The organism is Peribacillus sp. NPDC055009 (genome assembly GCF_053608705.1).
The window spans coordinates 133,593-150,581 of the sequence record NZ_JBSGVZ010000006.1 but is presented as its reverse complement, the minus strand read 5'-3'; the positions used below and the strand labels follow the sequence as shown (position 1 = coordinate 150,581).

12 protein-coding genes are annotated in these 16,989 nt (G+C 42.6%); 2 read left to right on the top strand and 10 right to left on the bottom strand.

Features of this window, described 5'->3' with window-relative positions:
* The gene (locus ACWF5P_RS11950; RefSeq protein ID WP_101224916.1) at nucleotides 1-1,419 is read left to right on the top strand and encodes an NAD-dependent succinate-semialdehyde dehydrogenase; all 1,419 of its coding nucleotides are present in this window, start codon (nucleotides 1-3) and stop codon (nucleotides 1,417-1,419) included.
* 44 nt (nucleotides 1,420-1,463) lie between these two features.
* Here ACWF5P_RS11950 and ACWF5P_RS11945 read toward each other — a convergent pair whose 3' ends face one another.
* From ACWF5P_RS11945 to ACWF5P_RS11905, 9 genes are all read right to left on the bottom strand, one after another.
* Nucleotides 1,464-2,570, bottom strand: a complete 1,107-nt coding sequence (locus tag ACWF5P_RS11945) for an AI-2E family transporter (RefSeq protein WP_101224917.1) — start codon at nucleotides 2,568-2,570, stop codon at nucleotides 1,464-1,466.
* Between the two features lie 334 nt (nucleotides 2,571-2,904).
* The gene (locus ACWF5P_RS11940; protein ID WP_101224918.1) at nucleotides 2,905-4,431 is read right to left on the bottom strand and encodes an acetyl-CoA hydrolase/transferase family protein; all 1,527 of its coding nucleotides are present in this window, start codon (nucleotides 4,429-4,431) and stop codon (nucleotides 2,905-2,907) included.
* Nucleotides 4,432-4,561: 130 nt separating this feature from the next.
* On the bottom strand, nucleotides 4,562-5,212 hold the full coding sequence (locus ACWF5P_RS11935; RefSeq protein ID WP_133351753.1) for a LytTR family DNA-binding domain-containing protein: 651 nt from the start codon (nucleotides 5,210-5,212) through the stop codon (nucleotides 4,562-4,564).
* A gap of 583 nt (nucleotides 5,213-5,795) precedes the next feature.
* Nucleotides 5,796-6,158, bottom strand: a complete 363-nt coding sequence (locus ACWF5P_RS11930; protein ID WP_063235326.1) for a P-II family nitrogen regulator — start codon at nucleotides 6,156-6,158, stop codon at nucleotides 5,796-5,798.
* A gap of 15 nt (nucleotides 6,159-6,173) precedes the next feature.
* Nucleotides 6,174-7,388, bottom strand: a complete 1,215-nt coding sequence (locus ACWF5P_RS11925) for an ammonium transporter (protein WP_434168408.1) — start codon at nucleotides 7,386-7,388, stop codon at nucleotides 6,174-6,176.
* A 304-nt stretch (nucleotides 7,389-7,692) separates the two neighbouring features.
* Complete coding sequence (locus tag ACWF5P_RS11920; RefSeq protein ID WP_101224922.1) at nucleotides 7,693-7,896, bottom strand: YbdD/YjiX family protein; 204 nt, start codon at nucleotides 7,894-7,896, stop codon at nucleotides 7,693-7,695.
* 13 nt (nucleotides 7,897-7,909) lie between these two features.
* Nucleotides 7,910-9,964 carry a carbon starvation CstA family protein gene (locus ACWF5P_RS11915; protein WP_434168407.1) on the bottom strand — a complete coding sequence of 685 codons (2,055 nt, stop codon included), beginning with the start codon at nucleotides 9,962-9,964 and terminating at the stop codon, nucleotides 7,910-7,912.
* 367 nt (nucleotides 9,965-10,331) lie between these two features.
* On the bottom strand, nucleotides 10,332-12,197 hold the full coding sequence (locus tag ACWF5P_RS11910) for an ABC transporter transmembrane domain-containing protein (RefSeq protein WP_434168406.1): 1,866 nt from the start codon (nucleotides 12,195-12,197) through the stop codon (nucleotides 10,332-10,334).
* Nucleotides 12,097-13,845, bottom strand: coding sequence for an ABC transporter transmembrane domain-containing protein (locus ACWF5P_RS11905; protein ID WP_434168405.1), 1,749 nt, complete (start codon nucleotides 13,843-13,845; stop codon nucleotides 12,097-12,099). Before ACWF5P_RS11905 ends, ACWF5P_RS11910 begins: the two co-directional genes overlap by 101 nt.
* 449 nt (nucleotides 13,846-14,294) lie before the next feature.
* Between ACWF5P_RS11905 and ACWF5P_RS11900 the strand changes: the two genes are divergently transcribed.
* On the top strand, nucleotides 14,295-14,855 hold the full coding sequence (locus ACWF5P_RS11900) for a nitroreductase family protein (RefSeq protein WP_434168404.1): 561 nt from the start codon (nucleotides 14,295-14,297) through the stop codon (nucleotides 14,853-14,855).
* A gap of 690 nt (nucleotides 14,856-15,545) precedes the next feature.
* On the opposite strand, the gene ACWF5P_RS11895 is transcribed toward ACWF5P_RS11900, so the two are convergent.
* Complete coding sequence (locus tag ACWF5P_RS11895) at nucleotides 15,546-16,892, bottom strand: aspartate kinase (protein WP_434168403.1); 1,347 nt, start codon at nucleotides 16,890-16,892, stop codon at nucleotides 15,546-15,548.
* Nucleotides 16,893-16,989 lie beyond the last annotated feature (97 nt).

The window sequence follows — 16,989 nt, the reverse complement described above, 5'->3', positions numbered from 1 at the left end:
ATGAAGGATTACGGATTATTTATTAACGGTGAGTGGTCGGATTTTGGATTGGATAAAATTGAAGTAAGAAACCCGGCAACGGATGAAATAGTTGCCACCGTTCCTAAAGGCGGTGCAACTGAAGCGGCGAAGGCTGCAGATGCCGCATATGAAGCCTTTACGGGCTGGGCTGCACTCTCAGTCTACGAACGCGCTGAACTGATTTGGAAATGGCATCGATTGATTGATGATAATAAAGAAGAACTGGCAAAAATCATGACTGAAGAGCAAGGCAAGCCCCTTAAAGAGGCTCTTGGTGAGATGACATACGCAAACGGCTTTTTATCTTGGTTTGCCGAAGAAGGAAAACGGGTGTACGGCGAAACGATTCCTGCTTCCGTGTCCAATAAGCGTCTTTTCGTGACTAAACAGCCTGTCGGAGTTGTAGCTGTCATTACGCCTTGGAACTTTCCTGCAGCCATGATTACAAGAAAAGTGGCACCAGCGCTTGCCGTCGGCTGCACAGTCGTCATTAAACCGGCAAACCTGACTCCAATAACAGCTTTAAAAATGGCTGAATTAGCTGAAGAAGCTGGCATTCCAAAAGGTGTCATCAATGTCGTGACAGGAAAATCATCAGAAATCGGTGAAACTTGGCTTCAAGATACGAGGGTTCGTAAATTGACGTTTACCGGTTCTACAGAAGTCGGGAAAACCCTTATGAGGGGCTCGGCTGACACAGTTAAGAAAATCTCGCTTGAACTCGGAGGTCACGCACCAGCAATCGTTCTTGAGGATGCCGACCTTAATAAAGCGGTTGATGGCATCATCAGTTCAAAATTCCGTAACGCAGGACAAACATGCGTCTGTTCAAATCGCATTTATGTCCACGAAGCCATACAAGAAGCCTTCATCGAAAAGCTCGTTGCCAAGGTAAAGGAACTAAAGGTAGGAAACGGACTGGAAGATGGCGTCGATATCGGTCCGCTTATCGATCAAAATGCAGTGGATAAGGTTCAAAAACAAATAGATGAAGCAATCAGCAGCGGTGCTAAGCTTGAAGCTGGCGGTAAATCAATAAGCGGCCTTTTTCTTGAACCAACCGTACTGTCCAACATTGATGACAGCATGCTCTGCATGAAGGAAGAAACATTTGGTCCACTAGCTCCTATAGCCTCCTTTAAGACTGACGAGGAGGCAATCAAGAGGGCAAATGACTCCATCTTCGGTTTGGCAGCTTACGTTTTCACTGAAAATATCACCAAGGGCATCAAATTCACCGAGGCACTTGAATTTGGAATTGTAGGCTTGAACGATGGACTTCCTTCCGTTCCGCAAGCTCCATTTGGCGGATTCAAGCAAAGCGGACTCGGCCGTGAAGGCGGACACCAGGGCATCGAAGAATTCCTGGAAGTAAAATATATTTCCTTAGGTTTGTGACACTAAGAAAACGGGCCCGACTCAATTGAGTCGGGCCCGTTTTTTCATTCCAATATATCTTCTTCAAGCTTTTCCTCTTTTCGGATCCTGATGAATTTAACGATATTCAATACTATCGTTTTAACAACCGAGTAAGTCGGAACGGCCAAAATCATGCCGATGATACCGGCAATGTTTCCGGCCACGAGCAATAGGATGATGATGGTCAGCGGATGCGTGTTCAATTTTTTCCCAATGACTAGCGGTGAAATGAAATTGCCATCCAATTGCTGAATGACCGTTACAACCAGAATGACCAATAATGCCTCTGTCGGTGAATGAATCAATGCCACAATGACAGCAGGAGCGGCTCCGATAAACGGGCCTACATATGGAATGATATTGGTTACAGCACCAATCAGTGCGAATAAGAACGCATAAGGCAAACCAATGATCAAATACCCGATGAACGTTCCGATCCCGACAAACATGCAAACAAGCATCTGCCCTTGTATGTATGTAGTAAGCGTCCCGCCAGTTTCCTGAAGTACTGTTAAAGCTGGTTTTCTATAGCGAACCGGTACGAATTTCATAATGGCGGCCGGAAGCTTATCCCCATCCTTCAACATATAAAACAGGATGAAAGGAACCGTTACGACCACTAAAGTAATATTCGTCACTACGCTGAAAACGGAAGTTAAACTGTTCGTTATATTACTAGGTAAATCAGTCAAATATTTCTGAAGCGAATCCCCTACTTCTTGCAGAGGTACATAATCTTGTTCCACCGTCCATAAAAACCATTTTGACTCCGCTGAATCTTCAATGAACTTCCTTGTTTGATTGAAATAATCCGGAAGGTTATTGATTAAGTCCGTAACCTGTTTGGAAAGTGACGGGCCAACCAAACCGACCAATAAACTAATCAATCCCAGGAAAAATACATAAAGCAATAATATCGCCAATCCCCTAGGCACTCTTCTTTTAACGAGGAAATCAACAGTGGGATTGAACAGGAAATAGAGAAAACCTGAAATCAAGATGGGAAAGAACAATGTCGAGGTAAAAATCACGATTGGTTCAAAAAGAAAAGAAATCTTTGTACCAACATAAAAAAGTAAAGACAAAAGTAATAACTCTAACGTCCAAAAATGCAGTTTTTGCTTGAACAAATAATCTCCTCCACTATAAGCATTCTATATGACTCCTTATTTCTAAGGAAACGAAAAAATTCTATGTATGATAATCCTTCATTGTTAGCAGTTTACCATACTTCTATAACTTGAATGAATAATTATATACAAAAATAAAAGAAAAAAGCCTAAAGATACAGTTCCCTATCTTTTTGATGGCTAAGCATCATTTTACACTTTAAATCTTTTATATGTTAGAGGAAAAAAACTAATATGCACCATCATGCAAATTGAAAGATTCATGGTTTTCCCAATACGGGAAACGGACCCAAATAAAAAAAACCCCGCTGTATTGGCGGGGTGGTTTTGAGTCTTATTTTTGATCTTGAAGTACTGCTTCAAGCATCGTACCGTTTTTAGCTAGGTTTGTATGCCATGAAAATGCTTTTTCAAGAATGTGTGGAGTTTGATGCCCGCCAGTTTGCGCAACAGCTTCAGTGAAGTATGCACGAAGCTGTGGACGGTAGTCAGGATGCGCACAATTTTCAATGATTAACTCTACGCGCTCTTTTGGTGCCAAACCACGTAAATCAGCGATCCCTTGCTCTGTCACTAATACATCCACATCATGTTCAGTATGATCCACATGAGAAACGAAAGGAACGATACTGGAAATCTTGCCGCCTTTTGCATATGATTTCGTTACGAAAATGCCTAGGCGTGAGTTACGGGCAAAATCTCCCGATCCACCGATTCCATTCATCATTCTTGTCCCAGAAACATGTGTCGAGTTTACGTTACCATAGATATCACACTCTAACGCTGTATTGATTGAAATCAAGCCAAGACGGCGGATGATTTCAGGATGGTTAGATATTTCTTGTGGACGAAGAACTAGTTTATCACGGTATTTTTCAAGTTCACCGTAAACTTGTTTACCTTTTTCTTCAGCTAATGTGATCGAACAACCTGAAGCGAATTTCACTTTTCCAGCATCGATTAAATCAAATACCGCATCTTGCAGCACTTCTGAATAAACTTCCAAATCTTTAAATTCAGAATCAAGGAAGCCAGCGAATACAGCATTTGCCACTGAACCTACACCCGACTGAAGCGGAGCAAGGCTTTCAGTTAAACGGCCAGCCTTGATTTCTTCACGAAGGAAGTTAATGAGGTGGTTCGCGATTGTTGCAGTTTCTTCATCCGGCGGCACGATTGTAGAAGGTGCATCAAGATCTGTAGAAATGACGATTCCCATTACTTTTTCAGGGTCAACCGCAATACCGATCGATCCAAGGCGATCACTAGCTTTAGTCATAGGAATCGGTTCGCGTTTCCCTTGTTCAGCTGGTGTATATATATCATGCATCCCTTCCAATCCTTCTGGATGGGACACGTTCAATTCAATGATTACATGTTTAGCTTCTTGAACGAATATGGCTGAGTTACCTACAGAAGTTGTCGGGATGATCAATCCTTCTTCCGTAATCGCCAGTGCTTCGATGATTGCAAAATCTATAGGTCCGACAATGCCTTGACGAACTTGTTCAGCTGTATGAGATAAATGCTGGTCCACATAAGTGACTTCATCAGCATTTATTTTATTGCGAATGCCTTTATCCGCTTGGAACGGCAAACGTTTATTTATGATACCGGCTTCCGCCATATGTTGATCGACTTCCGGTCCTAATGAAGCACCAGTATAAACGTCAACTTTGAATTTTTCAGTTTTTGCTTTTTCAACTAGAGCCATCGGAATAACTTTAGCATCACCAGCACGGGTAAATCCACTCATCCCGAGTTTCATCCCATCTTTAATCCATGAAGCTGCTTCTTCCGCTGTAACTACTTTCCCCTTAAATTGTTCATTGCGAATTTTTTTGAAAACGCTTTCGTTCATACAAAAGACCCCCATTTTCGCTTTTCTTACACTTAATTTTACCAATCCTGTGTAATCGTCACATTCATTTTTGAATGAAAAGCCTTAAATAGGTCATAAACCAGCATTTTATTCACACAAGGGAGAATCATTAAAATCCTAAAGCCCTCCTGAATTGACTTGCATACGTTTGACTGACCTGGATTTTGGAATTGTCTTTCATTATCAGTAAAAATGTAGAATGAAAATCGGGAAGGATTTCTTGAATATAGTTGATATTGACGATGTACGAACGATGCACGCGAATGAATAAATCACTAGGTAAAATGAATTCCAATTCACTTAAATTCATTTTATGAAATCCACTCACACGTTCGGACTGAATTTTAGTTTTCCTATTTTGAGCTTCCAGATACATAATTTCATCATATGGAAGCGGTATCCAGCGATCTTCGGTTTTAATGGTCAAGAATGATGTCGGTAAAATTAATGGCTTTGTCGGCAAGATGGCCGTTACCGCTCCTAAAGGATTGCCCTGGTCCATGATAGGAACACTCAGCCCATAGTAAGGTACGCCAAATACATTGCTTTCAACCTGCACCCCTATTTTTTTACGGACACTCAGTGCTTTATATGTCGCTGTGTTTTCACTGATTAAATCACCTGGTTTTATTCTTAAATCAACTTGTTTGCTCGGTTGATAATAAATGTATTTTTCGGAATCAGCCACAGAAATTGAAGCATCCTTCGGTACAAATTCCCTGATGATATTTAAAACGGATTCGACCGTAAATTGATCCATTTCCTTTCACCTCTTAAAAGAACATATTAATAATTTCCCTATTATTAAACAGGGCATTCATAAAATAATTCATCATTTTTTTGGAAAACTTACATTTTTTTGAATTTACTATTCGTAAAATTAAAGAAAAATTGAAGTAACTAAGCGAAAAGCGTCAAAAAAGGCAAAAAAATCGTATTTAAATTTACATCCTTATTCATTATAGTTGGAAAGCTCCCCGATTTCCATGGGGGATTCAAGAAAAAAGTTTCCTTATATACTAACATTTAAATGTCGCGAGGGTGGAAATCAAACGCATAAAAAAGCCGCTCTCCCCATATAGGATAACGGCTAAAGGTCATTTTTTAAAACGGGGATTTTGAAACGAGGATTTTATTCTTAGAGATAGTATCTCTTCTAGATTTTTCAGTGGCAATTCCAATAAAAAGGGTCGGTCATCAGGTTGATATACACCCTCTGAAATGAGCGTATTAACGATCTTCTGTTTTTTTGCATTAACAATTCGGACCAGTCTCCCCATTTTCAGCTCCCTTTCTTTAATCAACTGTATCCGGCACATTCGGCCGGACATTCGGCCGGACATTCAGATGTCATTCTTTAACGCATCATGACCTTCTTTTCCGGTACGGATATTCACAACATTCGCCAATTCATAAATGAAGATTTTTCCGTCACCTGGTTTACCTGTACTCAGGAATTTCCTTGCTACATCCACAACATCCTGAACTGGCACTTCACACACGACGATTTCGATTTTCATTCGATCATGTAGTGACATTTCACGATTTCTGCCTCTATAGGTTTCCACATAACTTTTCTGAAGACCCGTTCCTTTTACTTCCGATACAGTCATTCCGCTTACCCCTATTTTTGCAAGTTCCGCTTTGAATTGTTCAAACTTGATCGGACGTGTAATGATTTCGATTTTCGTTAAAACCTCGGACATATGAGCAACCCCCTTTTAAATGGATTCGTGATAAGCTTTTTCTCCATGAAGTGTAAGATCAAGCCCCATTGACTCATCTTCTTCACTGACACGCAACGGTACGAAAAGGTTAATGACTTTAGCAACGACATATGTGACCACGGCAACGAAGATATATGTCGCAATGATCGCTACAAGCTGCTTCCACAACAAGTTGAAATCTCCATAGAATAAACCATCTGCACCGTTTTCGTTAACGGAAGTGGTCGCGAATAAACCTGTAGCGATCCCACCCCATGTCCCGCCGATCCCGTGCAATCCGAAAGCATCAAGTGCATCATCGTAACCGAGTTTATTCTTCAGGAAGAATACGCCCCAGAAACATACGGCACCACCAATGACACCGATGATGATGGAAGAGGCAGGGGTTACGAATCCGCAAGCAGGTGTAATGGCCACCAAGCCAGAAATAGCTCCTGATACCGCACCCAGCAATGTTGCCTTTTTATTAGCCATATACTCAACGATCAGCCAGCCTATGATACCAGCAGCGGCAGCAACAGCTGTATTGACGAATACATTCATCGCCACTTCATTGATTGTCAGTGCGCTTCCGACGTTGAAGCCGTACCAACCGAACCATATTAATGATCCGCCAAGGAATGTTAAAGGAAGATTATGCGGTGCACTGTCACCCGACTCTTTCCTTTTACCTAACATGATCGCTAAAACCAGACCTGCAACCCCTGAAGAAATATGAACAACGTTGCCGCCTGCAAAGTCAAGTGTACCAAGTTCCGCTAACCAGCCGCCTCCCCATACCCAGTGTGCAACGGGAGCGTATACGAATAAAGACCAAAGGATCGTAAAAATCAGGAATGCTGAAAATCTCATCCGCTCGGCAATGCCACCTGCAATGATCGAGACGGTTAAAACGGCAAAAGTCATTTGGAATAACATGAACAAACTATGAGGAATCGTTTCACTGTATGGTCCAGGTGCAAAGCCTACATCCTTTAAGCCAACCCAGTCCAGACCTCCCAGAAGTGTATTACCAGGTGAAAATGATATTGAATACCCAATCAGCACCCAAAGAATCGAAATGACAGCCAATGGCATATAACTATGCATTGCCGTATTCAGGACATTTTTACTTTTTACCATCCCTCCATAAAATAGGGCAATCCCTGGTGTCATTAACCAAACCATCATTGTCGCCAAAAACATGAATACCGAATCTGCCATTTGCATACTGTTTTTTTCCCCCTTGTTTTTTGTATATGTTATGTTTATTAACACTATTATGTTATATTTTTTATCATATACTTAATTTTCTAATAATTCAACTTAATTTTTATATTTTATAAAAAGATGTTAGGTTATATAACATCACTGTGAATAAAGGCTTAGATAATTTGATTTTTTTGTCTTATAATTAATTTTCCACCTTTTTACGACTCCATTACTATTACATTTACCCCTCTACCTATGTCCCACTTCAAAAAAACCAATAAAAAAAGGGCCCTCATATTGAGGACCCTCAAAAAATATTCAATTAACAGCAACGAGACACTTTCCCACCCTTTGCGTTATACCGTTCATCCTGGGCTTCGCAGAAAAATTCTTTCCTGGTTTTCACGCGCTCTTCAGGATGATGCTTTTTCATATGTGCCACATACGTATCATAACTTGGCACGCCGACGAGCAAACTGACGAATTGCTTTCTGTAGCTGAGAATTGTAATTATTCTTTTCAACATTGCTTTCCCTCCCTTATGACGTCCTTGATACATAAGGTGTTTCATGTAAATCTATTTTCTGGTTCTTCAAGACCTTTATCCATAACCTAATGGCAGAAATCAGGACAGTGATCACCACGATCATGAAGATGGCACAAAGGGCTGCATCCACATAATCATTGACGATAACCCGTTTCATCTCGGCCAGATTAGCTGCCGGAGCAAGAACTTCCCCACTATCATAGGCCGCTTTAAATTTATCCTTATGTGCTAAAAAGCCAATTGCCGGGTTTTCATGGAACAGCTTCTGCCACCCTGCCGTCATGGTCACTATCAACAAGAATGTAGTGGGCACAAGAGTGACCCATGTGTACGCTTTTTTGCCCATTTTGAAAAGGACCGTCGTCCCAAGCAGCAACGCAATGGCGGAAAGCATCTGATTCGCAATTCCAAACAATGGCCAAAGGGTATTGATCCCGCCAAGAGGATCAATGACCCCTTGATAAAGGAAGTACCCCCAACCGATTACACAAATGGCAGTTGCAATTATATTAGGCAGCCATTTATTCGTTTCGGCAAATGGTTTGTAAAAGGTGCCGATGATATCCTGTATCATAAAACGTCCCACCCTGGTTCCTGCATCAATGGTGGTCAATATGAACAATGCCTCGAACAAGATCGCGAAATGATACCAGAACGCCATCAGGGACGCCCCCCCAATCACTTGCGAGAAGATATGGGCCATGCCGATTGCAAAGGTCGGTGCTCCTCCAGTACGGGATATGATGGTCTCTTCCCCAACATCGTCTGCAAGGCCGGTAATCATCTCAGGTGTCACAAGGAAACCCCAATCGGATATGGTAGCAGCCACTTGCGCTGGTTCCGTTCCCACAACGGCTCCCGGGCTGTTAATAGCAAAATATATACCTGGCGTCAATACACAGGCGGCAATCATCGCCATGATGGCTACAAAGGATTCAGTCAACATCGCCCCGTATCCGATTGGACGTGCATGCGATTCGCGTTCAATCATCTTAGGAGTTGTACCTGAGGAAACGAGTGCATGGAATCCCGATACCGCTCCACAAGCGATCGTAATGAATAGGAACGGGAATAAATTTCCGGAAAATACAGGTCCTGTTCCATCGATGAATTGAGTGACTGCAGGCATTTCAAGGCTCGGCATGACAATAAAGATACCAAGTGCAAGTCCGATGATCGTACCGATTTTCAAGAATGTACTTAAATAATCACGCGGTGCCAATAACATCCATACAGGCAAAACGGAGGCAACGAAACCGTAGACAATCAACATGATGGCAATCGTTTCCCCGCTGAAAGTGAACATTGGCGCCAATGTTGCACTCTCGGCTACAAAGCGGCCGAAATATAACGCGAGCATCAAAAGTATGATTCCGATAATCGACCCTTCACCAACCCGTCCCGGCCTTATATAACGCATGTAAATGCCCATAAGGACTGCAATCGGTATGGTCGAGGCAATCGTGAACATTCCCCACGGACTGCCCACCAGCGCTTTTACGACAACCAGGGCAAGTACCGCCAATAAAATGATCATGATACCGAGGATACCGATCATCGCTATCAAGCCTGTAATCGGTCCAATTTCCTCTTTGATCATCTCTCCCAAAGATTTGCCGTTACGGCGCATCGAACCGAAAAGAATGATGAAATCCTGTACGGCACCAGCCAAAACAACTCCGACTACAAGCCATAGCGTCCCTGGCAAATATCCCATCTGCGCTGCAAGGATGGGACCTACCAGAGGGCCAGCTCCGGCAATTGCTGCAAAATGGTGGCCAAACAACACCCATTTGTTTGTAGGAACATAATCTTTCCCATCATTATTCGCTTCCGATGGAGTCTGGCGATTGTCATCTAGCTCAAACACTTTCCGTGCAATGAATTTACTATAAAAGCGGTATGCAATTGAATAAACACAGAGTGCTGCAGTGACAATCCACATGGCATTGATGCTTTCCCCCCGGTTTAGCGCGACGAAACCAAAACTCACCGCCCCCAAAGCAGATATGATCCCCCAAAGTACGACTGACTTAAGCGCTTTCATTTTTTTCCATCTCCCCTCCATTGAACTATTTTACAACTATAAAAAACCTTCATTTATAAGGGACCTGGGCTGAATTACTCCCCATGCCCATTAAATTTAAAGAATTTTATATATATTCTGAATTATATGTCACCATAAGGATTTTTAGCAATAGTAAATTGGTCAATTTGTAAAGTATTTTCCATTATTTTGTCGATAATTACCTCTTTTCCCACCAATATAGATTTATGAATTCACACTCTTTATAAGAACCGCATTGGGTAAATAACCCCATTTTTAGAAGGTGCATCATTAAATGAAACGGAAGTTGTCCTTTTTATTGGACCAACAACAAAAAAATGTGCGCCTGACGGCACACATTCTTTCTTCATCCAATCTGATTTCCCCTTAAAGAACTGCGAAATAGGTCGTAATAAAAACCCCTCTGCCGCAACAATTCATCATGGGATCCCTTTTCAATGACCCTTCCTTCATCAAGTACAAGGATTTGATCACTTTGCTGAATTGTATTCAATCTGTGGGCAATGACAAAACTTGTCCTTCCCTCCATCAAGCGGTGTAATGCTTCCTGGATTTTAAGTTCGGTAATCGTATCTATGCTACTTGTCGCTTCGTCCAAAATCAATAGAATGGGATCGGCTAAAATAGCCCTGGCAATCGATAATAACTGGCGCTGCCCCTGACTTATTCCACTGCCCTCTTGATTCAAGATGGTATCATATCGATCTGGCAGTTTCATGATAAAGGAATGGGCATTGGCAAGCATGGCTGCATTCACCACTTCTTCATCTTCCGCCTCCAGTCGGCCGTAGCGGATATTTTCACGAATCGTACCTTGAAACAAGAAGGAATCCTGTAAAACGAAGCCCATATGCTTACGGAGACTAGACCTCGTCACCTGTTGGATATCCTGCCCATCAATCATTATCCGGCCGCTGCTCGGCTCGTAAAAACGGGCAAGAAGATTAATGATCGTAGTCTTACCGGCCCCAGTGGGACCTACAAGCGCGATGGTCTCCCCTTTTTCCGCCTGGAAATTAACATCATATATCGTTTGCTCCTCATCATTATACGAAAAGGAAACACCCTCAAAGACCACCTCACCGCAGACATCGCGAAGTTCAGAGGCCTGCTTCTCATCCACTTCCTCTTCTTCTTCATCAAGTATGGCGAAAACCCGCTCCGCACCGGCAACAGCCGAAAGGAGTGTATTGAATTGGTTAGCCAGGTCATTGAGCGGACGGGTGAATTGCCTTGAATACTCGGTGAAGATGACAATTACCCCGATGGAAACCGTTCCTATGCCACTCAGCGCCAAAAACCCGCCGACAGCAGCTATTACCGTGAAACTTAAGTTGTTCAGTAAATTCATCAGTTTTGGAATCAGCCCGGAGTATGATTGTGATAGGAAGCCGGCTTTCTTCAAGTTTTCACTCCGGATGATAAAATCCCGGATCACTTTATCTTCTTGTGAAAAAGCCTTTACGATCCGTTGTCCGGAAATCGTTTCTTCTATAAACCCATTCAGTTCCCCAAGGTTCTTCTGCTGTTGTTTAAACAGCTTTCCTGTCCGGTTCGTTATCCACCTCAGACCGAAGAACATAAGCGGAACGATGAATAAGGTTAAAACAGTTAATAAAGGGCTCAAATACAGCATGACTCCGATCGTCCCGACCAGTGTCAGCACACTTGAAAAAATCTGGATGACGGAACTATTCAAAGTGGAACTGACATTTTCTATATCATTCGTGACCCTACTCATCAATTCCCCATGCTGGCGCCGGTCAAAAAAGGGGATGGACAGCTGGTGAAGCTTTTTAAATAATTGATTGCGCATTTCATAAACCGTATCCTGCGCGATTCCAATCATCCAATAATTCTGAAGCCACATGGATAGGGAATAGAATATATAGACTCCAAGAAGTCCGAAAAGAAGGGTGATCAGCCCCCCGCTATCTTTCGTGACAATATAATCATCAATGGACATCCCAACAAGAAAGGGGCCAAGCAATCCCAAAACCGAGCTTATCAGCACCATGAAAAGGACACAAAATAACAGGCTTTTATTCGTTGCTAAGTAGGGAATGATCCTTTTTATCGTATTCCAGGAGTTGACCGGTTTGGACTTTGCCTTATCGGGAGATATTCTTTGACTCAAGCGAAATCCCCTCCTCCCCAAACTGTGAGTGAACGATTTTTCGATAAAGATCGCTTGTTTGAAGCAAATCCTCATGTTTCCCCAGTGCAAGGACTTGACCGCTTTCCAGCAACAAGATTTTGTCCGCCTCCATGGCTGTACTGATTTTTTGTGTAATGATGAGCGTTGTGCATGTATATTCCTTTAAAGCGGCAAGCAATTTACTTTCCGTTTTCAAATCCAGCGCACTCGTACTATCATCCAGAAGGAGAATCTTCGGTCTGCGCACCAATGCTCTTGCGATCGATAAGCGCTGTTTTTGCCCTCCGGACAGATTCACTCCTTTTTGCCCTAACTGGGTTTCATATCGCTTCGGAAGTTTCATTACGGTCTCATGCACCTGAGCATGCTTGGCCGCAGCCATGATTTCCTCCATCGAGGCACCTTCTTTTCCCCAAGCGACATTATTTTTTATGGTTCCTGAAAAAAGCAGCGCCTCTTGCGGTACATAGCCGATCCTTTTCCGCAGAGAATTCAGTGGGATATCTTTCAGATCTTGGTCATCAATTTGAATGGAGCCGCTTTCAACTTCGTATAATCTCGGAATCAGCTGAAACAGAGATGTTTTCCCTGATCCTGTCGCTCCTAAGATGGCAAGCGTTTCTCCCGGATCGATGGAGAAGGTCAGGTTTTTCAATATCGGCGTATCGGTTCCAGGATAACGAAAAGATACATCCAAAAACTTGATGCCTCCCCCATTTACGGCCCCACTCTTGCTTTCCGCCTTACCTTCATCAATATCTATCGGGGTTTCAAATATTTCCGTCACACGCTCCGCTGAAGCCTTCGCACGGGAAATGACCATGATCAGCCATGAAAAAACGGAAAGGGATGCCGCAATTCTTGTGGCATAGTTGACAATCGCCACAACTTCCCCTACCTGTATATCTCCCGTTGTTATAAATTCGCTTCCAAGCCAGAGAATGATCAGAATCGCCACATTCATGACCAACATCAGTACAGGCATCGTCGTTTCTATTAGACGAAGCGAAGTCACGGTCTTTCTTTTCAACTCTTCATTCGCATCGTCAAATCGGCCGATTTCATGCTCCTTACGAAGAAAAGCCTTGATCAAGCGCATGCCTATCAGGTTTTCCCTCATTACGCCATTAACATTATCGAGTTTTTTCTGTACGAGCTTAAACAGCTTGGCTGCTCGTTTCATAACCCATCTCAGGAAGAAAACAAGAATCGGAATTGAAATGACCAAAACAAGTGATAGTTTCAAATCGACCGCAATAGCCATTATCGCTCCGCCGATTACGATCAGTGGCGCCCTCGCCATGATACGCAAGCCCATAAAAACCGTATTTTGAAGTTGTGTCACATCATTCGTCATCCTTGTTATCAACGAGGAAGTCGGGATATTATTCAAATTTGCAAAAGAAAACGCCTGTATTTTACCAAAAAGGCTTTTCCTGACATCATGTCCAAAGCTTTGACTTACATGTGATGCCGTAAATGAATTAACGATCCCGCCAAGAAATGAAAAAACGGAAAGTCCAACCATGACACTTCCCCATTTAATCACCACCGATAAATCTTTCTGCAAAATGCCATCATCAATGATTTTTGCTATAAATAGAGGTTGTAACAGCTCTACCCCGAGCTCGACAATCATTAAGGATAAAGCAAGAATGATCAAAAGCCAGTATGGCTTAAGAAATGAGGACAATTTTTTCATCTATGACACCTTCGATTCTCCGTATGTAAATAGCATCTTTTCATCCTCTCATTATACATTTTTATACAGATTTTTTAAAAGATTTTAACCGTTTTAAAGCATTGGTAAATATCTTGAATTTTTTTTTATAAATACCCTTGACAAATAACAGGAAATAAGCGAAAATTCTAATTGATAATGATTTTCAATTTCATTATCGATCTCTGAAATTTGATAAGCAATTACGATATTCTCTTATCGTACCCTTTTGATATTGTACATAGATACAATGTCGCCCCGGCTTCTCTGTGCCTAGTAAAATTATATGCTCATTAGCGAATGCAAGTCACTAGAATATTGCCCCCTCTTTATTCAAGTAATTTATTCACGTTGGAAGCATATTAGGCAGCCGGGGATTATTTTTTTTCAACTATTAAACTTACATATATGATTAAAGGAGCAGGATGATCATGAAACTAGAAGATATCATTAAAGAACGGCGCAGCATCAAACGATTTAAGGACATTCCTGTTCCTATTGATACCATTCAATCATTATTGGAAACTTCGACATGGGCACCGAACCATAAAATGACCCAGCCATGGCGCTTCGTCGTGGTGCATGGTGATAGCCGTTTAAAACTCGCAGAAGCAACCCGTGCATTCATGGAAGGCAAAGAGAAGGACCCTGAAAAGAAAAAAGCAGCCGGACAGCGAGGATATAATAAACTTATAGATGTACCGATGTTTGTCGCAGTGATCATGGAAGAGAACCCGAATCCCATGACACGTGAAGAAGATTATGCGGCTACAAGTGCCTTGATCCAGAATTTCAGCCTGCTTGCCTGGGAACAGGGAATCGGGATGATATGGGAAACATACGGCATGATACACAGCATGGAGTTTCGTGAAGCATTGGGCGTGAAACCAGGCGAGAAGATCGTCGGCAGCCTTCACGTTGGCTATCCCGATATGATTCCTGCCCCTCGTCCAAGGACCGCGATCGATCAACTCCTGACCATTATGGACTAACATAAAAGGAAAGCATCCAATCTTCTATTTGGAGACTCAGACTGTAGACAAACTTGATGAAAATCGAGTTTTCTACAGTTTTTTTATGGCTTTTACAATTTGAACGTTGATTTCCGCTCCAGGTACTCGCTTTCCGCGGGCGGTCCGGGAGCCTCCTCGGCTTACGCCTGCGATGTCTCCCCTAGACGCGCTTTTCCCCCAGGAGTCTCGCCCCTTACACTCCAATCAACTTTGTTTTAACATATAGATAGAACTTATCCCTACGCTCTTTTTTGTATTATATAGAAGTATTTAACTTGGGTGATATGGATGCTTTCTAAACATGATTCTATTCAGCAAGATCAACTCTAATTAATTACTTTAAATCAATTGGTGCCAGTGAATCATTTGGCTCGTAAACTTGATGTGCCTTTGACATCTCTTTCATTTATAATTTGGTGAAAGAGATGTATTCAGAGGTTGGAGCGTCAACTCCGTTCTCCTCTAATTGCTTTAACCACTTGACAAATGGGTATTAAATTAATACAGACGCCCTGAACCCTACAGCGCGTCTGTTAGCTTGTAATGGTTATCCCCACACGGTCATTGCCACTATCATAAAGAACCGAATGAAAAACCCAGCGTATGTATAGTGACTAAAAGCTCAATCAAAAAACCCCCTTCTAAAAGGAGGTCCCTGAACGCCCATACTCAAAAGAACTCGTGATACAATGCCTGAATCGCCGTCTCTTCGTTGTGCCCTTTCACACCGAACATCATGCTTACCTCCGAAGAGCCCTGGTTGATCATCTCAATATTCACCTTAGCTTCGGCCAAGGCTTTTGACGCTCTTGCCGTTGTACCGACATTATGGCGCATTCCTTCCCCTACAACCATGATCAAGGCAAGATCATGCTCCACATTCACTTCATCGGCATGCAGCTCTTTCTTGATTCGGGAAATGATTTTTCTCTCGGCTTCACCTTTCATCTGGTCCTGCCTTAGAATAAGCGTCACATCATCGATACCTGATGGAATATGCTCATATGAAACTCCATAATCTTCAAGGATGTGCAGCAGTTTCCGGCCAAAGCCAACTTCCCGGTTCATCAAATATTTGCTAATGTAAATGCTGCAAAATCCTTTATCACTCGCAATCCCAATAACGGGCCCGTTCGTATTATCCCGTGTATTCACAATGCGGGTCCCTTGTGCCGCCGGATTGTTCGTATTCTGGATATGGACAGGTATTCCCGCACGGAATGCAGGGATCAGTGCCTCATCATGAAATACCGAGAAGCCTGCATAAGAAAGCTCACGCATCTCACGATAGGTTAATTCCCGGATTCCCTTCGGATTGGAAACCACATTTGGATTCACCGCATAAACGGCATCCACGTCCGTAAAGTTCTCATACAAATCAGCTTTGACCCCATTCGCAAGAATCGAACCAGTAATATCGGAACCGCTTCTTGAGAAGGTTAACACATCGCCATCCAACGTATAACCGAAGAACCCTGGGAATACTACGATTCCAGGCTCATCACGCAGAGCATATAACCGATCATAAGACTCTGGCAGCACCTTGGTAAATCCACCTTCATCCGTTACGATCAAGCCGGCCTTCTTTGGATTTATATACTGCGCCTCTACACCACGGCTTTGGAAATAACCTGCGACCAGCTTCGCATTATTATCCTCGCCGCTGGCCTTCAAGGCATCCAGATAGCGCTTCGGGTTAGTTTGGTCTGCATGCAGCAGTACCATTAAATTTTCATGAATCCCAGTGATGACACTCTCGGATATATCCAACTCTTCAGCAATGCTCGCATAGCGGGATACGACATCTTCTATCAAATGCTCTCCGTTATCCCCGCGCAGCTGCTGTTCCGCAGCTTCAATCAATAAATCCGTCACCTTTATATCATCGGAATTGCGTTTCCCTGGAGCCGAAACGACTACAATCTTTCTCTCTGGATCAGAAACAACAATTTCGAATACCTTCCTCAACTGTTCACCTGACGCAAGTGAACTTCCACCAAACTTCGCAACTTTCATCTCGACATCCCCTATTTTCGTAAATATTCTGTCAAAATCAACTCTCCCTATTATTACGCTTTTTCTCGAAACAATCAAGTATAAATTCCATTATAGG